General features: G+C 71.7%; 21 protein-coding genes and 1 tRNA gene. 13 read left to right on the plus strand and 9 right to left on the minus strand.

The window, feature by feature from the left end; translation table 11 throughout:
* The first annotated feature begins 798 nt into the window (after positions 1 to 798).
* Positions 799 to 1026 carry a hypothetical protein gene (locus tag RIU97_RS00005; RefSeq protein ID WP_404952625.1) on the plus strand — a complete coding sequence of 76 codons (228 nt, stop codon included), beginning with the start codon at positions 799 to 801 and terminating at the stop codon, positions 1024 to 1026.
* 129 nt (positions 1027 to 1155) lie between these two features.
* On the plus strand, positions 1156 to 1845 hold the full coding sequence (locus tag RIU97_RS00010) for a hypothetical protein (protein WP_404952626.1): 690 nt from the start codon (positions 1156 to 1158) through the stop codon (positions 1843 to 1845).
* Positions 1846 to 2628: 783 nt separating this feature from the next.
* Here RIU97_RS00010 and RIU97_RS00015 read toward each other — a convergent pair.
* Positions 2629 to 3813: a serine hydrolase domain-containing protein gene (locus tag RIU97_RS00015; RefSeq protein ID WP_404952627.1), complete on the minus strand. Its 1185-nt coding sequence runs from the start codon at positions 3811 to 3813 to the stop codon at positions 2629 to 2631.
* 288 nt (positions 3814 to 4101) lie between these two features.
* On the opposite strand from RIU97_RS00015, the gene RIU97_RS00020 reads away from it, so the two are divergent.
* The 3 genes from RIU97_RS00020 (at position 4102) to RIU97_RS00030 (ending at position 6530) form a co-directional block, all read left to right on the plus strand.
* On the plus strand, positions 4102 to 5721 hold the full coding sequence (locus tag RIU97_RS00020) for an alpha/beta hydrolase (protein ID WP_404952628.1): 1620 nt from the start codon (positions 4102 to 4104) through the stop codon (positions 5719 to 5721).
* A gap of 144 nt (positions 5722 to 5865) precedes the next feature.
* Positions 5866 to 5940 (plus strand) — tRNA-Trp (locus RIU97_RS00025).
* 167 nt (positions 5941 to 6107) lie between these two features.
* Positions 6108 to 6530 carry a VOC family protein gene (locus RIU97_RS00030; RefSeq protein ID WP_404952629.1) on the plus strand — a complete coding sequence of 141 codons (423 nt, stop codon included), beginning with the start codon at positions 6108 to 6110 and terminating at the stop codon, positions 6528 to 6530.
* Between the two features lie 137 nt (positions 6531 to 6667).
* Here RIU97_RS00030 and RIU97_RS00035 read toward each other — a convergent pair whose 3' ends face one another.
* A complete protein-coding gene (locus tag RIU97_RS00035) occupies positions 6668 to 7204 on the minus strand; it encodes a hypothetical protein (protein ID WP_404952630.1) in 537 nt (178 codons plus the stop codon).
* Between the two features lie 98 nt (positions 7205 to 7302).
* Complete coding sequence (locus RIU97_RS00040; RefSeq protein WP_404952631.1) at positions 7303 to 7824, minus strand: ATP-binding protein; 522 nt, start codon at positions 7822 to 7824, stop codon at positions 7303 to 7305.
* 121 nt (positions 7825 to 7945) lie between these two features.
* On the opposite strand from RIU97_RS00040, the gene RIU97_RS00045 reads away from it, so the two are divergent.
* Positions 7946 to 8935 (plus strand): MsnO8 family LLM class oxidoreductase, encoded by a 990-nt coding sequence (locus RIU97_RS00045; protein ID WP_404952632.1) that lies wholly within the window; start codon positions 7946 to 7948, stop codon positions 8933 to 8935.
* A gap of 33 nt (positions 8936 to 8968) precedes the next feature.
* On the opposite strand, the gene RIU97_RS00050 is transcribed toward RIU97_RS00045, so the two are convergent.
* Positions 8969 to 10171, minus strand: coding sequence for a THUMP-like domain-containing protein (locus tag RIU97_RS00050; RefSeq protein ID WP_404952633.1), 1203 nt, complete (start codon positions 10169 to 10171; stop codon positions 8969 to 8971).
* A 98-nt stretch (positions 10172 to 10269) separates the two neighbouring features.
* Entirely contained in the window at positions 10270 to 11421 is a 1152-nt protein-coding gene (locus tag RIU97_RS00055; RefSeq protein ID WP_404952634.1) for a winged helix DNA-binding domain-containing protein, read from the minus strand.
* A gap of 183 nt (positions 11422 to 11604) precedes the next feature.
* Here RIU97_RS00055 and RIU97_RS00060 point away from each other — a divergent pair, with 183 nt between their 5' ends.
* Positions 11605 to 13041, plus strand: coding sequence for an MFS transporter (locus RIU97_RS00060; RefSeq protein WP_404952635.1), 1437 nt, complete (start codon positions 11605 to 11607; stop codon positions 13039 to 13041).
* Between the two features lie 60 nt (positions 13042 to 13101).
* Here the strand turns inward: RIU97_RS00060 and RIU97_RS00065 are convergent, their stop codons facing one another.
* Positions 13102 to 13830 (minus strand): DUF4328 domain-containing protein, encoded by a 729-nt coding sequence (locus RIU97_RS00065; RefSeq protein WP_404952636.1) that lies wholly within the window; start codon positions 13828 to 13830, stop codon positions 13102 to 13104.
* A gap of 370 nt (positions 13831 to 14200) precedes the next feature.
* On the opposite strand from RIU97_RS00065, the gene RIU97_RS00070 reads away from it, so the two are divergent.
* Entirely contained in the window at positions 14201 to 15442 is a 1242-nt protein-coding gene (locus RIU97_RS00070) for a tryptophan 2,3-dioxygenase family protein (RefSeq protein ID WP_404952637.1), read from the plus strand.
* Positions 15443 to 15543: 101 nt separating this feature from the next.
* Here the strand turns inward: RIU97_RS00070 and RIU97_RS00075 are convergent, their stop codons facing one another.
* Positions 15544 to 16059, minus strand: a complete 516-nt coding sequence (locus RIU97_RS00075) for a MarR family winged helix-turn-helix transcriptional regulator (protein WP_404952638.1) — start codon at positions 16057 to 16059, stop codon at positions 15544 to 15546.
* A 171-nt stretch (positions 16060 to 16230) separates the two neighbouring features.
* Between RIU97_RS00075 and RIU97_RS00080 the strand changes: the two genes are divergently transcribed.
* From RIU97_RS00080 to RIU97_RS00100, 5 genes are all read left to right on the plus strand, one after another.
* Positions 16231 to 17460: a multidrug effflux MFS transporter gene (locus RIU97_RS00080; RefSeq protein WP_404952639.1), complete on the plus strand. Its 1230-nt coding sequence runs from the start codon at positions 16231 to 16233 to the stop codon at positions 17458 to 17460.
* Between the two features lie 55 nt (positions 17461 to 17515).
* Positions 17516 to 18802, plus strand: a complete 1287-nt coding sequence (locus RIU97_RS00085; RefSeq protein ID WP_404952640.1) for an acyl-CoA dehydrogenase family protein — start codon at positions 17516 to 17518, stop codon at positions 18800 to 18802.
* A gap of 11 nt (positions 18803 to 18813) precedes the next feature.
* Complete coding sequence (locus tag RIU97_RS00090; RefSeq protein ID WP_404952641.1) at positions 18814 to 19629, plus strand: NAD(P)-dependent oxidoreductase; 816 nt, start codon at positions 18814 to 18816, stop codon at positions 19627 to 19629.
* A 6-nt stretch (positions 19630 to 19635) separates the two neighbouring features.
* Positions 19636 to 20820 (plus strand): prephenate dehydrogenase, encoded by a 1185-nt coding sequence (locus tag RIU97_RS00095; protein ID WP_404952642.1) that lies wholly within the window; start codon positions 19636 to 19638, stop codon positions 20818 to 20820.
* 150 nt (positions 20821 to 20970) lie between these two features.
* Positions 20971 to 21858, plus strand: a complete 888-nt coding sequence (locus RIU97_RS00100) for a LysR family transcriptional regulator (RefSeq protein ID WP_404952643.1) — start codon at positions 20971 to 20973, stop codon at positions 21856 to 21858.
* Here RIU97_RS00100 and RIU97_RS00105 read toward each other — a convergent pair.
* Both RIU97_RS00105 and RIU97_RS00110 read right to left on the minus strand, forming a co-directional pair.
* Positions 21803 to 23344: an acyl-CoA synthetase gene (locus tag RIU97_RS00105; protein ID WP_404952644.1), complete on the minus strand. Its 1542-nt coding sequence runs from the start codon at positions 23342 to 23344 to the stop codon at positions 21803 to 21805. The genes RIU97_RS00100 and RIU97_RS00105 overlap by 56 nt on opposite strands.
* Positions 23337 to 23753, minus strand: coding sequence for a MoaF-related domain-containing protein (locus RIU97_RS00110; RefSeq protein WP_404952645.1), 417 nt, complete (start codon positions 23751 to 23753; stop codon positions 23337 to 23339). The genes RIU97_RS00105 and RIU97_RS00110 overlap by 8 nt, the downstream gene beginning before the upstream one ends.
* Between the last annotated feature and the right edge of the window lie 10 nt (positions 23754 to 23763).

Here is a 23763-nt window from a genome sequence, read left to right on the forward strand (position 1 = left end):
CGCCCGCACACCGGCCCGCACACCCACCCCACACGGACACCCACACGGCACCGGCACACCCCAACCAGAGCCCCACCCACCCAACACAGGAACACCCGACACCAAAACAGCCGGGACAGCAGACGCCGGAACGGCGAGCGCGGAAACGCCCGGCACGCGGACAGCACACGCGGGAACGCCGGGAAACGGAAGGCAAGCACAGGGACAGGCGGGCGCGGCGGGCACGGGAATACCCGGCGCGGGGACGGAGCCAGAGAGGAAACGGGCAGGAGAGGCGGTGAAGCGAGCAGCGGGCACTGTGAATAGGAACCGCGACCCACACCGAAACACGCCTCGGTGAGCGGGAGTGGTCGGATGGGCCGGCCGCCCCCGCGTCGTGCAGACAGGCCCCGTGGCCAGGCACGCAGGTGGGCAGCCCGGCGCGGACAGCCCCGCACGGACCTGTTCCGGCGTCCCGGCAGGGTCTTGCACCGGAACCCGGACCGGGGTGTTACGGGTATCCGGTGGCCACGGCGCCACACCTGATGGCGCGTGCTTCCGCCCCACCAGGCCACTCCCACCGCCCCGCCGAGTCGGCGGCCGCCCCTCCAGGAGCCCAGCAATGCCGGGCGGGCGACCCCACGCGGCGCAGCCCGTCGGGGCCACCGAGCCCGTGTGACGAGTCCGCGGCGACGGCCTGCGACACCACTCCCACCAGGAGCACGGCGCGAAGAGCCGGTACGCGCGCACAGGCCGGCCGAAGGGCACCCCGCGGCCCCCGCAGGGGTGGCTGAGCGTCATGCCGAGGCGACCGACGCCATGTCACTCACCAACAACCCGGCCGGCCACCTGTACCGACACGACCTGGACGCCCTCGCCCTCGCCCTCGCCCTCGCCCCCGACACACACAAGCCCGCCGAACCCTGGCGGCGAAAACCCGGCAGGAGAGACCTCACACCATCCCTGCTGGCACACCGCCTGAAAGCCACCTCCACGCACTCCTCGAAACGTTCGGCGGAGGGGGGGTACGAAGCGGCCAGTGCGTAGCACAACACCCGTGACACCGCCTATGGGAACGCAGTTGAGGGATGACAGGTACGCGATACCGGCTCACGGGTACGCGCGGATGCGTACCATCGCCTCACACACGCCCCTCCGGCAGAAACCGAGGAACCCATGACCACACCCCACAACACCACCCGCGTCAAAGACGACTACGCACAACAGATCGCCAGCGACCTCACCACCAACCACACCGCACAACAACAAACCCGAGCCGAACTCCACCGCCTCCAACAAGAACTCGAACACCTCGAAGAAAGCGCAACAGTCCTGCTGAAAATGCAGGAGGCCCTCGGCATCACCACCAATCCCACACCGCCGTCACCGGCCGCCAAACCCGCCACGAAGCGCGCCGCAGTACCAGCCGCACGCAACACGAAGAAGATTCCCCAGCCCAAAACCACGGCCGCCCCCGCCGCTGTCGCTGCCCCCGCCGCCGCCCCCACCGCTGTCGCTGCCCCCGCTGCCGCTGCCGCCGGTGAAGCGAAAGCCCCGCGCGTGACCAGGACCACCGGCAAGAACGAAGAGAAGAAAGAAACAAAGAAGGAAACGAACGGCCCCTCCTGGCTCGACCTCGTCACCGCCGCCATCTCCGGCCAGAGCGAACCCAAATCCGCCGCCGAAGTAGCCGACACCATCACCACCGCCCACCCCGAACGTAAAGTCCAGCCGGCCGTCATCCGCAACACCCTCGAACAAGGCGTCGCCCGCGGCCTCCTCGAGCGCACCAAACAAGGACGCTCCGTCTACTACACCCCCACCCCCACCCCCGACAGCAGTCAAACACCCGCAGAACGCTCATAGCTGGCCCCAGAAACCCACCCGTAAACACACATCAAAAACTCACACAGCACACCTCAACCCCCGCACACCACCCCCGACGCGGAGCCGCCGCAACCCACCTCACCCCAGGCCGGCTCACGACGGCTCCGCCCAAAACCAACCAACCAACCAGCCACCCACACTCTGCCCCTGCCCCCAACGCGCAGGTGCCAGGCGCACGGAAGCGGAGGCTGTCGCACACCGCCACAGCTACCAGCGACCCAGCCCTGGCAACTGAAGGCGTCACGCCCGCCGGCACTCGCCGGCACTGCTGCCGCCCGTCCGAGACGATGCCTACCGCAACCCCGGGCGGGCGGGGCGGGCGCACCGTGCCCGCACACCCGGGGAATACGGCACACTGACAGGCGGACCGGCCGGGATGGGCAGGCCCGCCGGGGACCACCAGCACTCATCGCAGCCCAGGAACTCGGCACGATGCAGCGGCCAGCAGGATGCGCAATCGCCAGAAGCAACGACCCGCCGAAGAAGCCACAGTGCACACCCAACGAGCAGTCAGAACCCACTCGAAGCCACTCAGCCCCCGACCGGATCAGCTGCCCGGCGCACGAAAACCACGTCAAGCCACGACCGGGGTGAGCAGCGGGCGCCCCGCATGATGGGGGGATTCAGCCGATACAGGTTCGAGGGGCATCGCGGGCGACACATGTGACATCGCGTCAGCACACCGGATCGTGGGTGGGCGGGTGGGTGGATGGGTGGATGGGTGGGTGGGTGGGTGGATGGGTGGGCGCAGGTGTCGGCGACTCAGGCCGCAGGGGAGGGCTGCACGGGGCAGAACTCTGCCTCCATGACACCCCTCAACGACCCCGCGTTCCAGTCCCCGTTGCGGTTGAGGGCGAGCTGGTGGCGGCCGTCCTCGGTGGTGACGGCCAGGGAGGTCGACCCGACCATGCCCCCGCCGTGGCCCCACAGTGTTGTGCCGCAGCTGGTAGTGAACCGTGTCAGGCCGAGCCCGTAGGACATGTCGGGGCTCTCGGGCATCGACCGGGTGGTCTTCATGGCCTCGAGCTGCTGCGGCGGGAGCAGTGCGCCGCGCAGCAGGGCGCCGTAGAAGCGGTTCAGGTCGCCGGCGGTGGAGATGATGTCGCCGTCGGCCCAGCCCTGCGACCCGTTCATCTCGGTGACGTCGTCGATCCGTTCGGGTGCCGATGCGAACAGTTTGGAGTAACTGCGGCTGCTCGGGCGGGGGATGTGGATGCTGTTGCCGGGGTTGGAGGTGGCCTTCAGGCCCAGCGGTTTGATGATGCGGTCGCGGACCTCGGCCTCGTACGTCCGACCGCCCGCCTTCTCGATGATCAGCCCGGCCAGGATGTAGTTCGTGTTGGAGTACGAGAGCTGCGCGCCGGGCTTGAACAGGGGCGCGTGGGAGAGCGCCACCTTGACGTGCTTCTTGGGCGGCAGGGTGTCATAGCGGTGATCGAGGTAGCCCTGGCCTCGCATGTACGTGTCGAGGTACTCCTCGTCGGCCAGGTAGTCGAAGAGGCCGGAGGTGTGGTTGAGGAGCTGACGTACGGTGATCTTGCGGCCGTCGTTGCCGTTGCCTCGTACCAGGCCGGGGAGACGGCGCTCTACCGTGTCGTCGAGATGGAGTTTGCCCTCGGCCTCCATCTGGAGCAGGACGGTCGCCACGAACGTCTTGGTGATGCTGCCGACCCGGAACCGGTCGTTCGTACCGCGCGGCGCGCCGGTGGTCAGGTCGCCGACACCCGACGTCGATTTCCAGACGCTGTTGGTGTCGCGTGCCTGGGCCGTGATGCCGGGGATCCCCCCCTTCACGTCCGCGTCCATCGCCCGCTGGGTCGCCTCGTGCCCCACCCTCGCGGGGGCGGCGTCCGAGGACGCCCCGGCGGGGGCCGCCCATGCGGCCGCCAGCGCGGCCGCCGCCAAGCCCGCCGCGCCGGCCCGTGCTGTCTTGCGTAACGTCGTCATGCCGTGCCCTTCAGCCGTTCTCGGATGCTCTCTGACTGCGGTGAGGCCCGCTTGCACAGTAAGACCGCGAGGCATCGGCGGAGGGTTGAGCGGGCTAGCGGGAAAGGCCGGTTCACCGGAGCCCGGCGCGGCGTTGCCTGCCCGTCGGCGCCGCCGCGTACCACCCTGGTGATAGTCGGACGCCACCCCTGGTGGTAGGGAGGAATCACCTCCTGGTGGGACGACGGGGCGGCGGCCGGCGGTTACGTTGTCGCCCGTTGCGCAACGCCCATGACGGAGGATCGCCGCATGCAGACCCGTTTAGCTGATGGCCCCCGCAAGCCACTGGTGTGGGGGATATCCCTCGTCCTGATCACGGTCGCCGCGCTCCTGGGGGTCTCGCCCGGGGCCGCCACGGCAACCGGCCTCACCACCCCTCCCCCGCCCGTACCCGTGCCCGTTCTGTCGTGGGGGCCCTGTGCCGGCCAGGCGGACGGTTTCGAGTGCGCGACCGCCCGGGTGCCGCTGGACTACCGCCGGCCCACCGGGCGTGCGATCCCGATCGCCGTCACCCGGCGGGTCGCGGCCGACCCGGCCCGCCGCGCCGGTGTCCTGCTGCTGCACCCCGGCGGACCCGGCAACTCCGGTGTGGACTTCGCCCGTAACAGCTACGCCGCGCTCCCCGCCTCCCTGCGGGACTCCTTCGACGTCATCGGGTACGACATGCGGGGCGTGGGGCGCAGCGGGCAGGTGGAGTGCTGGAACGACCAGGAGTACTCGGCCGCTGTCGACGCCGCGCGCGGGGTGCCCGGTCCGGGGGCCCTGCAGGGCGCCATCCGGCAGGGCGCCGAGTTCGCGAACGCCTGCCGGGACCGCTCCGGTGACCTCGTGCCGTACATCGGCACCGGCTCGAACGCCAAGGACATCGACCTGCTGCGCCAGGCCCTCGGCGAGGAGACGCTCTCCTTCTACGGCCGTTCCTTCGGCAGCTACGTCGGCACCGTCTACGCCGCGCAGTTCCCCCGGCGGGTGCGTGCCATGGTCCTGGACGGGGCCTATGATCCGCGGCGCTACGCGGACGTGCCGTACGCCTACGACGGCGCGCAGTTCGTCGCCCTGGACGCGGCGGTGAGCCGGTTCCTGGACTGGTGCGCGCAGAACGCCGCCGCCTGCGGATTCGGCGAGGGCCGGCCGCGGGAGGCCTTCGAGCAGCTCAAGCGGGCGCTGGACGCGGACCCGGTCATCACGGCGAGCGGGCGCCCGGCCACCGGGTACACCCTCGCGTACCGGCTGATGTTCAACATCAACTCCGGGAAGGAGATCTGGCCCGAGCTGGGGCAGGCCCTGCGGGCGGCGCAGGCACGCCAGGCCACGTTCCTGCTGAACCCGCCCTCCCCGGCGTCGTTCGACTTCCTCAACGTCAACGTGGCCGTCGAGTGCGCCGACCGCGTCTATCTGACCAGCCGGCTGCTCCTGGGCGCGCTGGTCGGTGCCCACGTCGCCTCGGCGCCGCTGCTGGGACCCGCCATCGGGCTCGGGCCGCCCACCTACGACCACAACCACGCGCCGGCCTGCGCCCAGTGGCCGGCGGAACGCCCGAGCCGCTTCGAGGGCTCCTACCGGGCGGCGGGTTCGGCCCCGATCCTGGTCCTCGGCACGACCGGGGACCCGGACACCCCCTACCAGGACGCCGTGGCCCTGGCCGGGACGCTGGACAACGGGCGGCTGCTGACCTTCGCCGGTGAGGGGCACACCGCGTACAACCGGAGCGCGTGTGTCAGCGCCCTGGTCACGGACTACCTCGCCACGCTGGCACTGCCCGCACGGGGCACCGTCTGCGCGGACGAAACGCCGGCAGGGGCGCTCGGCCGCCGCACCGCGGGCGTCGAGGTGGACGAGACGCGCGATGTGATCCCCGCGCTGCGCTGAACACGTGCGGAGCGCGCATGCGGAGAGCGCGTGCGCTGGACGACGGGGGCCGGGCGAGCACCGCACCGGCCGGCTCCCGTGCGCGCTGCCGGGCCGGGGTGGGTGGGGGAAGGGAACCGGTCTGGCTTAGGATGCCGGGCGGACGGGGCCGTAGCGCAGAGGTCGACGCGCGCGGTCTCCAAAACCGCGAGGACGCCGGTTCGAATCCGGTCGGCTCCGTCCGCACCCGATCGCAGGCGACGAGCCCGGAAGCGGATCGAGGGCGCGGGCGCGGGCACGGGCACGGGCACGGGCGGGGACCGTACGCCGGAGGCCGGTGCCCGGGGCGGATTCATTGGTGCGCGTCGGCAGCCCGTCCGTGGCCGGTGCACGGGCACACTGGGGACATGAACGTGAGCGGCGACCTTCTGGCCCGGGCGCGCGTGGCGACCCGGCTTCCCGCCCGGGATCTGGAACGGGCCCGGCGCTTCTATGCTGAGCGGCTCGGCCTGGAGCCTGTCGACGAGCGGCCCGGCGGCCTTCTGTACCGGTGTGGGGACGCGGAGTTCGTGCTGTTCCGGTCGACGGGATCCTCACCCGGCACGTTCACGCAGATGGCGTTCGAGGTCGACGACCTCACCCGTGTGGTCGCGGAGCTCAAGCAGCACAATGTGGTGTTCGAAGACGTCGACGTACCCGGATTCAAGACGAGGGACTCGATCGCCGAGATCGACGGGAACTATCCGAGCAAGGGCGCCCGGGGCGAGCGGGGCGCCTGGTTCCGCGACAGCGAGGGCAACCTGCTGGGCATCGGCGAACCGGTGGTCTGAAGGCCCTGCGCCCAAGCTGTGGGCCCGGATGCCGGCCGGGGGCCGGCAGCGCCTCATCGGCTTTCGCGCCGCTGTGACCGCTTCGGGAGGGGGCCGGTACCAGCGCGTGGCCGACGGTTCCCGTCCCGCTGCCAGGGCTACTTGCCGGCGAGACCCGAATTGGCCCCGCCCCGCAGGTCCGCAAACCCCTGCGCGATGACAGCCGCCGGCTCCAGGCAAGCCTCGCGCGTGTCCGCTGCCGTCGGCCCCGTGGCGCATCCCAGGGATTCGTAGGTACGAACTGCCGCTTGGAGCTTGCGGGCAACGGAATCGAGCGTCGCGAATCCTTGGCGCCCGTCGATCTCGCTCAGTGCCAAGCCTGCGGCATCGGACGTGGCATCGGCTGCTGCCTTGCACTTCGCAGTGAACAGCTGAGGCGACGACGTCGAGCAGGGAGAGTTCGTACCCGAACCGAACTGCCGTTCATCCGCCGAGATGCGCTGCTCCACGGCGAGCTTCACCTTCTCGGCGGCCTGAGCCTTCCCCGAGACGGGCTGAACCGACGGCGAGGAGGAGGAGGAGGAGGCCGTGGGCTGGTCCGAGCGGTTCACGCCTTCAGAATCGCTGCACCCCGTGACGAGTACCCCCGACAGACCCAACATGGCCACCGCTCGCAGCGCTTGCGCCTTCAGCATTTCATTCCCCCTCCGAACTGTCGCGTCACCCTATCGGAGGGCTGTTACGAGATAGGAGAGCCCTCGGGGACAGGTACTGCTGCTGTTGCGGGTGGACCTCAACTCCTGACGGCCTCTGCGATCCGCAGGGCGGCCTGGGCCGGCGTGAGGTGGGTGGTGTCGACGACCTCGGCCTCGCGGTGCAGCCACGTGCGGGCTGCCTCCGCGTAGGGCTCGAGGTATTCGAGACGGAAGGGGGAGGGACCGAGGAGAGTGTCGCCCTCGATGCGCCCGCGGAGGGTGTCCTGGTCAGCATGGAGAACGAAATGCCTTACGGGGATGGCATGTTGGGCGAGGCCCGCGCTGATCTCGCGCCAGTACTCCTCGACCAGGACAGTCATGGGCATCACCAGAGTGCCGCCGGTGTAGTCGAGTACGCGGCGGGCCGTCTCGACGACGAGCGGCCGCCACGGCGGCCAGTGCTGGAAGTTGTCCGTCCTGGGCAGCCCCGGCGTGATGTCCATGAGTGTCTCGCCGACCTTCTCGGCATCGAACACCCGTGAATCCGGGATCAGTGGCTGTACGAGTGCACTGGTCGTCGTCTTGCCTGCCCCGTGGGTGCCGTTGAGCCATACGATCATGGGGTCCGATGCTATCGCCATGCGGGCCGCGGGAACGGCCCCACCCATGTCGCGGAGTCGCAGTGGCGGGAAAGGGATCATCGCCGTCCTCGCCCGCGCGCGTGATCCCTATGCTGGCGGCATGCTCGACATACCTCTTTCAGCACTGGAAGTCGCGATGGTCCAGACGGGCACCCGCGCCGTGGAGACCCTGCGGGACACCGCGGCCTTCGCCCAGGGGGTGGAACGGCTGGGCTACCACCGGATCTGGTACGCGGAACACCACCACTCCCCCGCGATCGGCGCGTTCCCGCCCGTGGTGCTGACGGCACACGCTGCCGCTTCGACCTCGGCCATCCGACTCGGGTCGGGCGGCGTGCTGGCTCCCAACCATGCGCCCATCACCGTGGCGGAGCAGTTCGGAACGCTCGCCGCCCTGCACGAGGACCGCATCGACCTGGGTATCGGCCGCGGTCCCGGCACCTTCGACGAGGCCATCGCGCGGGCGCTTCGCCGCGGAGCCGCGCCGGCGACCGATGCCGAATACCGCGACGACGTCACGGCGATCCTGTCGCTCCTGGTCGACGAGGTCGCACTCGGCCCGCTGCCCGAACCGTGGCTGCTGGCCTCCAGCCCCGCAGGAGCCGCCCTCGCCGCCGCCCTCGGTCTGCCCGTCGCGGTCGCCCACCACATCCGGCCGGACAACACCCGTGCCGTACTGGAGTGTTACCGGGCCCAATTCGCCCCCTCACGCTGGTGCGAGCGGCCCCGGGTGCTGCTGTGTGTCGAGGCGGTGTGCGCCGAGACCGAAGAGGAAGCCGTCTGGCGGGCAGGGCCCATGAACGTCATCAAAGCCGGGCTCCTCAAGGGACTGAGCGAGACGCCCTTCCCCACGCCCGAGCAGGCCGCCGCCCACCCGTTCACGGCCGAGGAGCGGCAGGCGCTGGCGGGGTTCCGTGCGCAGCAGGCCGTCGGGACGCCGGAGGCCGTCGTGAACCGGCTGGCGCACCTGGCCGGTGAGACCGGAGCGGACGAACTGATGCTGACCACACCCCTCTACGACCTCCGCAACCGTCTCCGCTCCTACGAGCTCATCAGGAAGTACTCCGGAGCCGCCGCGACCGTGCACTAGGAACGCCGCGGGGACGGTGCCCGCACCCCGTGTTCAGGGCGTGTGTGGGGCGGGGGCGGGCTTGGTGATCAACATGACGGGGCGGGCTGCGGGCCCGGTGATGAACACCGTTGCAGCCCGGGGGTCCTGGGGAGTGAGGTCGTGGCGGAACGCGTCCGCTTCGATCCGCAAGCCGTGGGCCGCCACCACCGTCACCCAGCCGACCGTGCGCTCGCGCAGCACTGCCTTCAGCGCGGCGCCGTCGAACGGGAGCGCCTCCGTGACCTCGTACGCGGCTGCGAAGGGGGTGGGGCGTAGTTCGTCGGAGGTCAGGTGCGTGCCGCCCTCGTCCACAAGGCCGGCGGCGAGGTCCTGGGCGAGCTCGGCAAGGAGGCGGGCGTGGACGACGGCGGGGTCCGGTGCGTAGAGGTAGCGGCCGGCCGGCCGCACAGCCGGATGCGGCAGGCCGCGTCCGGTGAGGGACGCACCTGCGGGCAGCAGGGTGGCTTTGCGTACCGGGGTGGGCTTGGGGGTACGCAGGCCGTCCAGGCCGAACCACAGGACCGCTTCCTGGATGTGCCCGTCGTAGGAGATCCACTCGGCCTCATCGGCCCGGCCGAGGTCGGGCACGGCCTGGTCGGGAACACCCGGCGCCAGCCTGATCCAGCCCGCCCCGGTCGTGTGCAGCCGCTCCAGTGCCCAGGAAAACGGCGGGTCGTACCGCTCGGGGTCGTGGCCCCCGTCCGGGCCGGCGTGCCGCATGAGGTCGATGAAGACGGCCTCGCCGTGGCTTTCGAAGGTGGTGATGTCCGCGCAGGTCAGGCCGAGCGCCGGCTCGTCCATCCCCTTCTGGTTCGCCGCGGCGATCTCGATGGTCAGCCGGTCCCCGTCGACGGCGCTGGTGATGTGCGACCGGCCCAGTACGTGGGCGTCGGCGCCGCTGCCGAGACTCATCACGTCGATCAACACGCCGCCGATCTCGTGCAGGACGCGCTCCAGTTTGTAGTCGGACACGGCCAGGTGGGACGACAGCTCCACACTGTCCGGGGTGAAGTACAGGCGGGGCGCGTGCCGGCCGAACTTCGCCGCGGCCTGCCGCCGCAGCCGCACCTGTTCCCGGGCCGCCGCCACCAGCTCGGCAGGATGGGCCCGGCGCAGGTCGAACACGGGCTCCTCGGCGGGCCCGGTGTCCTGGAGGACGGCCAGAAGGGCCTGGCCCTCGTCCGTCAGCAGGGCCCGGAACGTGTCAAGATCCATCCGGTCATTCAAGCAGGGACCTGCCTGCCCCCGGAGGGCCGCCCCCTGGAAGGTTGCCCGCTGCCGCGCCGCGGGGCAGCGTGCGGCGAGATCGCCGGTCAGAGCATCCGTACGTCGGCGTCGGGGAGTTTGGCCCACCAGTGGTGGTAGCGGCTGTAGACCGCCGTCTCGCGGTCGTCGAGCAGGGCCGTCAGAGAGTGGGCTTCGGAGGCGAGCGCGTCCCAGGTGGCGGGTGACAGGGCGTGGAAGGCCGTGGCCTCGATGCCGCCCTGCAGCGGGCGCCACACGCCGGCGACGTGGCCGTCCACCAGCAGGGTGGGCAGCACGTCGCCATTGCGGCGGATCACCAGGGGGCGGTAGGCCGGGGGTATCACGCGGCTGCGGTCGGCGTAGGCCAGCAGGATGCTGTCCCACATGGCCATCAGCCGGGGAGGGGCGGGGGTTTCGGCGGGCGGGCGCAAGGCGCCCGGGAGGTCGAACAGCGTGTCGCCGTCCGGGCCCTGCAGCTGCTCGACCACCGCGTCCAGGGCCCGGAGTGCTGCGCGGACGTGCGCCCGCCGCACCAGGGCGAACTGCGCCACGTCCGCGACCGATGCGGGTCCGAAGCCCGCCAGATAGCGCAGGATCAGGGCCTGCAGCGCTTCGGACTCCCCCGCCCGGTCCGCGGGAGCGGGCACGGAAACGGGGAGAGGTCCGGTTCCGGCCGCGACGAACGACGGGCGGAGGCCGAAGGACCACGGCGCATCCGTCGGGGCATGGTGCAGGGGCGCGTACGCCTTCAGCCCCCACCACGCCCCGTCCCTCTGCTCGGCGCCGAGCCGCTCCCCGGTCCATGCCTGCATCTCGGCCGATGTTCGCGGCCGGCGGGCGAAGGCCAGCAGTTCCGGCAGCAGTTCTCCGGCGTCGGCGCGGGTCAGCCCGGCGACGGCGAAGCGGGCGCCGAGGCGGGAGGCGTACAGCGTGGGCTCCATCGCCGTACGGAAGACCGGGTAGTCCTCGGCGTGCACGGCGTGCAGGGTGATCCGCATCAGGGTCGCCTTGACCACCGACCGCCCGGTGAAGGCCGCGTCGAGTTCGGCCGGGGCGAAACCGGCGAGCCGGTTCCACAGGGCGAGGTACGGCGAGGCCGGGTGCTGTGCCTGCAGGGCGACCACGCGCCGCACCCCTTCGGGTACGGTCAACGGCTCGCGGTTCAGCAGCAACTGGCGGCCCAGGGTTGCCCGGTTGAGTTCACGCGCGGTGATCGTCACAGTGCAGGATTGTGCCCTGTGCCGCTCCCCCGTCGGCCCGCGGGGCCCTCGGTGGCCGCGGCCGGACTGAGGGGCGGCATAGCGGGGCATGGCGGGGCATGGCGGGGCGTTCCACAATGGGACGAGGTCATGCGTGCGGGCATCGGCGGTGTCCTGGCGGTGCCGGCTGAGAGGAACGCCCTCATGCGCGCTGAGTCCTCGACCGCCGCACGGAGGACGGGGGCCTTCGTTGCCGTCGCCGTCGCACTGTTCTGCATCCAGCTCGACTTCTTCGCCCTCAACCTCGCCCTTCCCGGTATCGCGGCGGAGCTCGGCGTCACGGTCTCGGCCGCGCAGTGGACCCTGTCCGCCTACATGCTCGCCATCGGCTGTTTCTTCATCATCGGCGGCCGGGTGGGGGACGTCTTCGGACGGCGGGGCACCCTGCTGGCCGGGACCGCCCTGTTCACGGCCGGTTCCGTGGGCAGCGCGCTGGCTCCCGGCCTGGGCTGGCTGGTGGCGGCCCGCATCGCGCAGGGGGTGGGCGCGGCGTTCGTCTTCCCGGTGTCGGTGTCCGTGATCACCAACACGTTTCCCCAGGAGAGCCGGGCCAGGGCCCTGGGCGCCGTGTTCGGCATCGCCAACATCGGGACCGCGCTCGGGCCCTTCGTGGGCGGCGGGTTCACCGAGGGGCCGGGCTGGCGCTGGATCTTCTGGCTGATGGTGCCGCTGAGCCTTCTCTCGCTGCTCGTCGCTCTCGCGTACGTGCCGGACTCGCGCGATACGTCGGCGCCCCGCGAGCTGGATCTCCTGGGCTGCGCGCTGGTCGTGTGCGCGCTGGCCGCCCTCACTCTGGCCGTGGAGCGGGGGGACGCCTGGGGGTGGGCGAGTGCCCGTACCCTCGGCTTCTTCGCGGTGGCGGTGATGGCCGGCGCCCTGTTCGTGGTGCGGGAGCGGCTGGCCCGGCATCCGCTGATCGATCTGCGACTGTTCCGCAACGTCCCGTACATCCTGGTGACCGGGATGGGCTCGCTCTCGAACATGGGCTACGGCGTCACCGTCTTCCTCGCCACGCTCTACCTCCAGGGCATACGCGGGCTCTCGCCGCTCCTGGCGGGCACGGTGTTCCTGGCCCCGGCCCTGCTCGTGGCCCTCAGCGGGCCGCTCGGGGCGCGGCTGGCCCGGCACATGCGGCCGACCGCGGTGATGGCGCTCGCCGGGGCCGTCGCGGGCACGGGGATGTACGCGCTGACCCAGGTCAGCGCCTGGTGGCTGTACGTGCCGGTGTTCGCCTGGTGCGGCCTGGGCCTGGGTCTCGGCTGGACCTTCTCCAGCGTGGCGACGCAGCAGGTCGTCGCACCGGCCAGGGCCGGGGAGGCGTCGGGTGTGCTGCTGACGTTCCTGGTCACGCTGGGTGCGATCGCCCTGGCCGGGACGGCGGCGGCGATCTCGGCGATGACGCCGGAGCGGCCCCCCGAGGAGGCCTACGACGCGATCCTGCGGCTGGGCGGGGTGGTCATCCTCGCGACGGCGGTGGCCGTCATGGCCGTACGCCACCGGCTCGTGGTGCTCGGCAGGATCGCGCCGCTGTCGATGCGGGCCGGCGATGATGCCGGGCGGGAAGCGGGCCGAGGGCCCTGACCCGCGCCGGGCGGTCGACCGCGCCGGCCAACGGTGCTCAGGGCCGCGGCAGGCGGCGCCTCAGGAGATGCGGCGCCGGAGCATCGACGTCAGGCGGACGGCGAAGTGGATCGCGGCCGCGGCCGCGACGATGTCCAGGACGTCGGCCGCCATCAGCAGCACCGTGGCGTCCCGCATCTCCGGAAGCGTCTCGGCGCCGCCGTACGTCCACACGGTGTACTGGTTGAACGCTCCCGAGGCGACGAACAGCCCCCACCAGAGGCCCACCGGCCAGAACGCCGCCTTGGCCGGCTGTCCCGGGGCCGCCTGTCCCGGGGCCGCCTGTTCCTGGGCCGCCTGTTCCTGGGCGGGAGCCGGTACGCAGACGCCCCACATGTCCAGGGCGATCCGGAACGGCCGCCACAGGTTGACCACCGGGAACAACCAGGCTCCGATCGCCCAGCCGGTCCCCGTGCGCAGGCGGTCCGGCGCGAGCGCCACCGCACTGCGGTACATCCGGTGGAACCAGGCGATGAACACGATGCCGCAGACGATGACGGCCTGGTCCTGGAACATCCAGGCGCGCCGGTACAGGGTGTCGGCGGCGTCCCAGTCCTCCGTGGAGGCATAGGCGAAGCCGCCTTCCCCGCCGATCAGGGAGGAGGCCCGCGTCCCGGCGTACAGCGAGAACAGGTCGGCCAGGATGACCGCGGCCAGCAGCACCACCACGGCGGCCGACAGGAGCCGCGGCACCTGCGGTGTCCGGGCCGGCAGGAACGGGCGTGGCTTCAACCGGCTGGTTTCGGACATGACGAGGGACCCCCACGGGTACGGAGTTGCGGAACATCGCTCACCGCAGGGGGAGCGTCGGGGGACCATACGCCCTCCGGAGCCGCTCCGTCCACCGCGTATCCGCAGGTCGGAGGCGACATGGGCGGTTCGGGCGGGGTGTCGCCCGGGATCTTGTCACGCCCCCGGCCGGAGGCTGCCCGCCCAGCCGTCGCACTGTGTCAAGACACGAATATGCGAGACATGACGTGAGGGCTTCCACCACGCCTACTGAAATCTCCTGCCTCGCCCGGAGCGCGTGAGGCCCGCCAGAGCGAGGAGACGATGGGTGATGAATTCCGAATGCCGTGCACAGCAGTGTGCAGATCAGCCTCGCGTCGGGCCGTGCGCATTGACCTTCGAGGAAGTCGAGCGGTGGGCGGCCGCCGGACACGTGGACGGTGATCTGGACGGGATTCACCTGGCCAGGGCGATCACGGAGGAGGTGAGACGGGCTGGGAAGCATTTTCTGCCGCAGCCGTTCCTGTTTCAGCTGAGTGAGATCCGGCGCCGGCACGCCACGGGCCGTCGGCCCCTGCTCCAGGCCTTTCTCGACTGCCTGCTCGACAAACACGAGGACCGTTACTGGAACCGGACGTACCTTTCCCTGCCGCTGCTGGAACTCATTGCGGACGAGCCCGGGCACGGACCGGGGCCGAACCGGCTGGCCACCTGGCTCATATCCGACGTGGCGCGTTTCGAGATGCGGACCGCGGCCGCGCCGCAGGAACCGGCGGACGCCGACCGGGACCGGCCCGGGGCGGCGACCTTGCGCAAGCGGCTGCGTCACGCCCTGCGGTTCGTGGCGCACGACCACGACGAGCTGGACGTCGACGGGCCGGACGCCGAGGACCTGAGCCCGCAGGCGGCCGACCGGCTCCCCCGGCCCGCGGCGACGGATGCGGGGCGCTGGTTCGACGTGACGGTGCAGCCCGCGTACGTGCTGCACGACGAGTACTTCTTCATGCGCGCCCTGCAGGCCCACGAGATGGTGTTCACGGCGATCGCGCAGGACATGCGGGCGGCGATCGCGGCGTTGCGCGACGGCTGCCTGGAACCGGCGGCCACGTGCGTGGACCGGGCGACCGCCTCGTTCGAGCGGGCCTCGGCGCTGTTCCGGCTGGTCGCGACGATGCGGCCGGAGCACTTCGCCGGGATCCGGGAGTTCACCCAGGGCGCGAGCGCCATCCAGTCCGAGCAGTACAAGCGGTTCGAGATCCTGTGCGGTCTTCCGCCCGCCGCGCGTCTGGGGTCGAAGGCGTTCACGAGTGTTCCGGCCGTACGGGCCGAGGCGCACGACGCGGGCCATGACACGGTGGCGCGCGCGTATCTCGACCTTCGCCGCAGGGCCCGTTTCAGCTGGACGGACTGGAACCTCTTCCACACCGCGCTGGGCCGGCTGGAGGAGCGGCACCAGCGGTGGAAGTCCACGCACCGCAGCCTCGCCGCGCGGATGCTCGGCAGTGCGCGCGGGACGGGTGACACCGAGGGCGTGCCCTACCTGACGCAGTGTCTGGACAACCGGCTCTTCGGGCAGTTGGGCGGGCAGCGCGACCCGAGGTGCGGCTGGGACGGCGTCGGTACGGGCGACTGACCGCGCGGGCGGGCGCCCCCTCCGGCCGTCGGGCCTACGAGTGCCGGGCGTGCGGGCGTACGAGTGCCGGCCGCGCGGTGCGCGGCCGGGGGCCCTCGTTGCTAGATGCGACTGTCCGCGAGGGGGGACCGGCGGATCATGGCGTTCAGGAGGACGTCGAGGGATTCGATGATCTGCTCCTGCTGTTCCTGGGGGATCTCGGAGAGGAGACCGGCTTCCAGGGCGAGCCGCTGCGGGAAGATCTCGTCCACGAGCTGCGCGCCGTGGGGCGTGAGGTGGATGAGGGTGGCCCGGCGGTCGGCGGGGCTGGGTACGCGGGTGACCAGGCCGCGCTTTTCGAGTTTGGCGAGCATGTTGCTCATGGCGGCGCGGGAGCAGCCGCGCAGGGCGGCGACGGCCCGGGCGATCATGGGCTGATCGGCGTGGCGGATGGTGACGAGCACGTCGAGTTCGGACGAGGTGAGGCGGGCGTCGGTCAGGACGGCGGTCGCTTCGAGTTCGGCGAGGACCTGGAGTCGGCGGAGTCGGCCGAAGAGCCCCATGGGTGTGGTGTCGAGGTCGGGTCGTGCCTGACGCCACCATTGGGCGACGGCATCAGTGGGAGTGGACGGGATCACCGGCGAGCCTCCATATTGTTAATCACTGAATCATAGGGTAACTATGATGGGTGTGGCGTCCTGCCGGCGCCACTGTCCTGCGACGGAAAGGTCCCCGGTTCTGGCATGGGAACCCACACCCTGCAAGGCCGTTCGTTACAGGTGTCCGCGCCTCCCCGCAGTGGCGGCGCGGTGATCCTGATTCTCGCCGCTCTGACGGCGCTCACGCCCCTCGCGACCGATATGCTCCTTCCCGCGTTACCGGCCATGGAGGGCGACGTACGGGCGTCGACCTCCAGCATCCAGGCCTCACTGACCGCCTATCTGGCGGGCATGCTCGTAGGCCAGCTCCTTCTGGGCCCGATCAGTGACTCCACCGGCCGCAAGCGGCTGCTCGTGTGGGGTTCGGTGCTGTTCGCGGTGTTCTCCCTGGCGTGTGCGCTGGCCCCCAACGCCCAAGTGCTCAACGCGGCCCGGGTCGCCGAGGGTCTGACGGGGGCCGCCGGAATGGTGCTGGCCCGCGCCGTGGTGGGCGACTGGTACCGGGGTCAGGAGGCCGCGAAGCGGTTCACCGCCCTGTCGATGATCTTCGCAGTGGCGCCGATCGTCGCGCCGGTGATCGGCGGCGGGATCCTCGCGCTGTCCACCTGGCGGGCGATGTTCGTCGTCCTGGCCGTCTTCGGCCTGCTCCTCGCCGTGGCCGTCACGGCCGTGATCCCGGAGTCCCTGCCGCCCGCCCGGCGCTCCTCCGGCGGGGTGGGCGCGGCGTTCACCGGCATGAAGGGGCTGCTCGGGCAGCGCCCGTTCCTCGGCTACGTCCTGACGTTCTCCTTCGCCAACGTCGCCCTGTTCGCCTACATTTCCGGCAGCTCGTTCGTCTTCCAGGACGTCTACGACCTGTCCGAGACGCAGTTCTCGCTGACCTTCGCGCTGACCGCGGTCGGCGTGCTCATCGGCGGGGCCATGTTCGGTGCCCTGTCGGGCAAGGGGGTGCGGTTCAACACCGTGCTCACCGCGGGCATCCTCGTCGGCGCCGTGGTCAGCGCGGCCCACCTTGCCGTGGCCGTGACGGTCGGCAACAGCCTCGTCTCCAGCCTGGTGTTCATGTTCCTGTCCATGTTCGGGATCGGCGCCACCATTCCGTCGGTGATGACGATCGGCCAGGAGATCGGCCGGGCCGCCGGCGGTGCGGCATCCGCGCTGCTGGGCGCCGGGCAGTGCCTGCTGGGCGGTGTCACCGCTCCCCTGGTGGGCGCGCTGGGCACCGACAGCGACAAGCCGATGGCCGTGCTCATGGTCGTCGGGTTCGTGCTCGCCGCGCTGTCCCTGCTGCTGGTCGCCCGCCCCTGGGAGGGCAACGGCGAGGTCACCGGGTCGGCCGTGGACCCCGCCGCCGCCGCGGCGGGCCCTGATCCGGCATGAGCCGCGCCCGCCGCACCCTCCGTACGACCACGACCACGACGACGAGGAGAGTCAGATGAGCCACGCACCCGAACCCCTCCACGACCCCGCCGGCCGTCACGACGAGAGCGCCCTCCACGACGAGGGCGCGCCCGAGACGTGGACGGCGCCGCCGGACCTCGCGGCCGCGGTGCTGTGCCGGGCCCGCCGGGCCGCTCCCCTGCTGCGCGAGGCGGCGCCCGCGACCGAGGCCGCGCGGGGGCTGCCCGCCGAGACCGTCGAACTGCTGCGCAAGGTCGGTGTGTGGCGTGCCGCGATGCCCCGGGAGTGGGGCGGCCCGGACCTGACCTCCGTACAGCAGGTCGAACTCCTCGAACTGCTCGCCCAGGGTGACCCGTCGGCCGCCTGGTGCGCCATGATCGGCATGGACTCGGGGATCTACGCGGGATACCTGGAGCCTGGTGCGGCCAAGGAGATCTACCACGGCATCGACCTGGTCACGGCCGGCGCCCTGTTTCCCACCGGTACGGCCGAGAAGAGCGACGGCGGGTACCGGATATCGGGCCGGTGGCGGTTCGCCTCCGGCATCGGCCACTCCGACGTGCTGATGGCCTCGTGCATCGTCCTCGAGAACGGGGCCGACGTACCGGACCCGGTCACCGGTGAGCCGCGGCAGTGGCGGGTGTTCGCCGCGGCCCCGGGCCAGTTCACCGTCCACGACACCTGGCACACCACGGGCCTCAGGGGCTCCGGCAGCCACGACTACTCGGCCGAGGACCTGTTCGTCCCCGACCGGCACGTGTTCACCATGTCCCGGCCCCGCACCGACCGCGTCCTGCTGCGCACTCCGGACGCCGTCCAGCGCAAGATGCCCGGCGTCCCGCTGGGCCTGGCACGCGCCGCCATCGATTACGCCGTCTCCCTCGCGGACGGCCGCCGCGACCGGGAGACCGGCACCCCCTGGACCTCGGACCTGCGCGTCCACGAGGTCATCGGCCGGTGCGAGATGGAACTCCACGCCGCCCGCGCCTCCGTGTACGCCTCCCTCAACGACCAGTGGGAGGGTCTGGAGGCCGGCCGCAGCGAGCTGCGCGCGGAGCGCGTCACCACGGCGCTGGCCCGCTACCACGCCTTCCAGAGCGCCCGCCGGATCGTCCAGGCGCTGTACGACCTGCTCGGCGGCACCGCGGTGTACACCGCGGCGTCCCCGTTCGACCGGTGGCTGCGGGACGCGAACACCATGTGCCAGCACGCCGTGGCCCAGGACGCCGTCCTGCAGATGGCGGGGGTCGTACGGCTGGGGGGCGAACCCCCGAACCCCGTCAACCCGGCCCTGGCCGTGTCCCTGCCCGCCGCGAGTTGAGGAGCACCGGCATGCGGATAGCCGTCATCGGACACACCGGCATGGGCGGCCGGGCCCTGACCGAGATCCTCCTGGCCCGCGGGCACCGTGTCACCGGGATCTCCCGCGGCGCGAAGCCGTCCGAGGACCGGCCCGGGCTGCGCAACGCCGGCGCCGACGTGTTCGACGTCGACGCCATGACCGGCCTGCTGGAGGGCCACGACGCAGTGGTGTCGATGTTCTCCGGCGGCCACGAGGTCGACCTGGAGGTCTACTACCGCCAGGCCGAGGGCACCCGGCGTCTGCTGAAGGCCTTCAGGCAGGCGCGCGGTTCGTACCTGCTCTACGTGGGCGGGGCGGCGAGCCTGTACGTGCGCCCCGGTGTGCAGATGTTCGACGACGAGCGGTTCCCGTCCTGGTACTTCGGGGTGATGCCGGCCGAACACCTGCGCTGGCTGGGCGACATCACCGGTGTCGGCTTCTTCCACGACGCCGCGCGGCGCAAGGAGGACGGCACCGTGCCGCCCGGGCACACCGATGCGGAGCTGGAGGCCAAGGTGGCGTCCTGGCAGCGGGTGCCGCTGCTGGAGGGATGCCGGATCGCCCTGGACCTGTTCGAGGGACGCGTCGACATCGACTGGAGTTTCCTGTCGCCGCCGTGGCTGTACCGGCCCGGCAGCGGCCGCGGGAGCTACCGGACCGGCATCGACCGCATGATCTTCGATGAGGGGCTCCCCTCGGGCATCGCGCTCCCGGACCTGGCCCTGGCGGTCGCCGACGAGGTGGAGCGGCGGGCGTTCGTACACCTGCACTGGACGGTTGCCGAACCCCTGGAAGGGAAGGTCTGAGCCGCCGTGAGCAGTGTCATTCCCGTGCCCACGACGACGCCGACGGTGTCGGTCTCCGGGCTGCGGCCGCCGTCCCTGGGGGCCGGGGCTCGTGGGCTGCGTACGTGCACGGTCGTGGGGACGGGTCTGATCGGCACGTCCGTCGGGCTCGCGCTCACCGCGCGCGGGGTCAGGGTCCATCTCTCCGATCACGACCGCGGCCATGCCCTGGCCGCGCAGGAGATGGGAGCAGGCACCGTCGAAGCGCCGTCGGGGCAGGTCGATCTCGCGGTGATCGCCGTGCCGCCCGAGCGGGTGGCGTCCACGCTGTACTCCTGCCAGCAGCAGCAACTGGCGCACGCCTACACGGACGTGGCCAGTGTGAAGGCCGGGCCGTGGCGGGACGTTCTCGCCCAGGGCTGCGACAGCGCCTCCTACGTCGGTTCGCATCCGATGGCCGGGCGGGAGCGGTCGGGGCCGCGGGCCGGGCAGGCCGATCTGTTCGCGGGGCGGCCCTGGGTGCTCACCCCGTCGGCCGGCTCCCGCCCGGACGCCGTCGCCCTGGTACGGGAGCTGGTCGATCTGTGCGGGGCGACCGCGGTGGTGATGACCCCCGAGGCGCACGACCGTGCGGTGGCGCTGGTCTCGCACGCCCCGCACGTGGTGGCGGCGCTGATGGCGGGGCGTCTGGAGCATGCCGAGGCGGGTGATCTGCGGCTGACCGGCCAGGGGCTGCGGGATGTCACGCGCATCGCGGCCGGGCGGCCGGCGTTGTGGGTGGAGATCCTGGCGGCGAACGCCGGGGCGGTCGCCGATGTTCTGGAGGGCTTCGCCGCCGATCTGGAGGAGATGATCACCTCGCTGCGGATGGCGGCGGGCGCACGCGGGCCGCAGGCCTGCACGGGCAAGGAGGGGGTCGTCGAACTGTTGCGGCACGGACAGACGGGTCACGGGCGGATCCCGGGCAAGCACGGCGGCCCGCACACGGTGTACGAGACGGTGATGGTGCATGTGGGTGACCGGCCCGGTGAGCTGGCCCGGCTGCTGGCGTGCGCGTCGGGGGCGGGGGTGAACATCGAGGACATGGCCATCGACCACACCTCCGGCTCGGCGGGCGTCGTCGAGCTGATGGTGGCCCGGGGGGCCGGGGACCGGCTGGCGACCGTACTGGGGCGCTACGAGTGGCGCTGCGAGCGGGCCGCGCCGTCCTGAGCGGGAGCTGCGGTCTGCTGGCGGATGCCGCTGCGCCCGCCGCCCCGCCCCGTCCGCGAGAGGGCGGACGGGGCGGCGGGCGGGGCGGGATCCGGCAAAGGGTGCCGTTTCCGTCATCCGACCATCGATCACGCAGTTACGGGGGACTACGTGCGACGCGATCTCGACATACGACTGCTCCGCACTTTGATCACCATCGTCGACGCCGGCGGTTTCCGCCGGGCCGCCGATGTCCTGAACATCTCGCAGCCCGCCATCAGCCAGCACATCCGCCGTCTGGACTCCCTCGTCGGGGAGCCCGTGTTCCTGGAGGCCCGGCAGTTACAGCGGCTGAGCCCCGTCGGGGAGGAACTCCTGCGCTACGCACGGCAGCTGGTGCGCGTCAATGACGAACTGGTGCTGCACCTGGGGGCCACCCAGCGGCGGCGGCGCCTGGCGCTGGGCGTGTGCGACACCCTCATCGGGGTGATCCCGGGTCTGCTGGCCGCGCTCAAGCAGCACGTGCCGCTGACCCGCCTGGCGGTGCAGACCGGGGCGGGCGAGCGGCTCGCGGAAGACCTGGGCGAGGGCACCGTCGACATGGTGCTGCGCACGGGCCCGCCCCGGGCGGCCGGGGACCAGGTGGCGATGACGCTGTCCTGCAACTGGTTCGGGCGCCCCGGCCTGACCGAGGCCACTCCGGTCCCGGTCGCCGTGTGCGCGTCCAAGGGCGCGCCGCTGCGCCGGCTCACGGAGGAGACCCTGGGGGCCTCCTCCGTGGCCTGGCGCACCGTGTACGAGGGGCTGGGGGTGGAGGACGTGGTGACGGCGGCTCGCTCCGGGCTCGGGGTCGGACTGCTGTTCTCCGCCGCCGACCGGCTGTGGCCGGGGCTGCAGCCGGTGCCTCAGGGGCTGCTGCCGAAGCCGGTGCGGGATCTGCCGGTCACCCTCAGCGCGGGCCCGCGGCTGCCGGACGAGCTGGCGGGGGCGGCGTTGGGAGCGGTCAGGACGGCACTGTCGGCCTACGTGGGGGGTGTGCCCGCAGCGCTTCCTTCATGACCTTGCCCGTCGCGTTACGGGGAAGCCGGTCGATGACGCGGACGTGGTGGGGGATCTTGTACGGGGCCAGCTGGCCGCGCAGTGCGCCGCGCAGGGCTTCGGCGCTGAGGGCGGCCCCCGGCGCGGGGACGACGTAGGCGAGGCCGACTTCTCCCCAGCGTTCGTCGGGCACTCCCACCACGGCGGACTCGTGGACGGCGGGCAGGGCGTCGATGCGGGCCTCGACTTCGGCGGGGTAGATGTTCTCGCCGCCGGAGATGATGACGTCCTTGATGCGGTCGGCGACATGGGCCCAGCCGTCCTCGTCGAAGTGGACGGCGTCGCCGGTGCGCAGCCAGCGTCCCTCCATGGCGGCCGCCGTGTCCGCGGGGCGTTTCCAGTAGCCGCGGAAGACGTTCAGGCCGGACACCAGCAGTTCCGGTGTCCGGCCTGTGTCGCCCGGGCGGGGACGGACGTCGGTGAAGAAGTGCGGGACGCCCGGCGACAAGGGCTTGGCGGTGGCGGCCGGCCCGGGGACCGCGAGGGTGATGCCGGGGGACGCCTCGGTCATCCCGTAGCCCTGCAGGAGGGTCACCCCGCGCCGCTGCCAGGCGGCGACGACGCGGGCGGGGGCGGAGGAGCCGCCGTAGATGACGTAGCGCAGGCGGCTGAGGTCGGTGGTGGCGAAGTCGGGGTGGTCGCACATCATCTGCAGCATGGTGGGGACCGCGGCGAAGGAGGTGATCTGCCGGCCGGCGATGTCGGCGAGGGCCGCCTGGGGGTCGAAGCGGGGCAGGACGTGGACGGTGCCGCCCTTGAACAGGGTGGGCAGCAACACCTGTGCGAGTCCGGCCGCGTGGAACAGGGGTGCGATGCACAGGGCGGTGTCGGTGCTCAGGACGTCCACGTGGGCGAGCTGGTTCATCGTGTTGAAGGTGAGGTTGCCGTGCGTGAGCACGGCGCCTTTGGGACGGCCGGTGGTGCCGGAGGTGTAGAGGATCACGGCGTCGTCGCCGAGACCGACTCCCGCCTCGTCACGCCCGTCGCGCCCGTCACGCCCGTCGTGCTCGGGGAGCTCGGGGAGCTGGGTGTCGGGGCGGTTGGTCATCGCCTCTTGATCGTGCGGTCCGGCTGTCCACAGCAGGGCTCCGGCCGCCTGTTCGGCCGTGTGCCGGTGGGCGTCGTCGTGGAAGAGCAGGGCCGGGGCGGAGTCTTCCAGGAGGAGGGCGAGTTCGTCGGCGGTGAGGCGGGTGTTGAGGGGGACGAAGACCGCGCCGAGACGAGTGGTGGCGAAGAGCGCTTCCAGGGCGGCGACGGAGTTGAAGCCGAGGTGGGCCACCCGGTGTCCGCGGCGGATCCCGCGGGCCCTCAGGGCGGCGGCCAGCTGCTCGACGCGCTCGGCGAGGCGGGCGTAGGTCACCTCCCCCTCCGCTTCGCGCAGGGCGATCGCGTCGGGGCGTATCCGGGCCTGGCGCAGGGGCCAGCTGCCGATCCCGTAGTCAGGCACGGGCGGCCCGCCCGTCCGCGGTCGCGGCCCTGCTCGGCTGCGGGCGTGTGACGTTCAGGAGTTCGCCGGCGTCGAAGAACTCCCACCGGTTGGGCGGCATCATCGCGCTGACGTCGATCCGGTCGTGCGCGAAATCGACGACGAGCGTCACGTGGACGCCCGGCTCCTTCAGCGTCCAGCACACCAGGTACTGCCCGTCGCGGAGCCGGCGGGCCCGGTAGGGCAGGGGGCCGACCCGGACGCCTTCCGCCGGGCCGTTGAGGTGGTCGAACGCGAGCGTTCCGGAATCGAACTCCATCCGGTAATGGCGGCCGGAGGAATACCGGTATTCGATCTCGGTTCCGGCGAGTTCGTCCGTGTAGGGGCCGGCGATCAGATCGGGCTGCGGCGGGGGCAGCGGAATGCTCATGGGTGAACTC

Source organism: Streptomyces sp. 147326, from assembly GCF_045000215.1.
GTDB lineage: Bacteria > Actinomycetota > Actinomycetes > Streptomycetales > Streptomycetaceae > Streptomyces.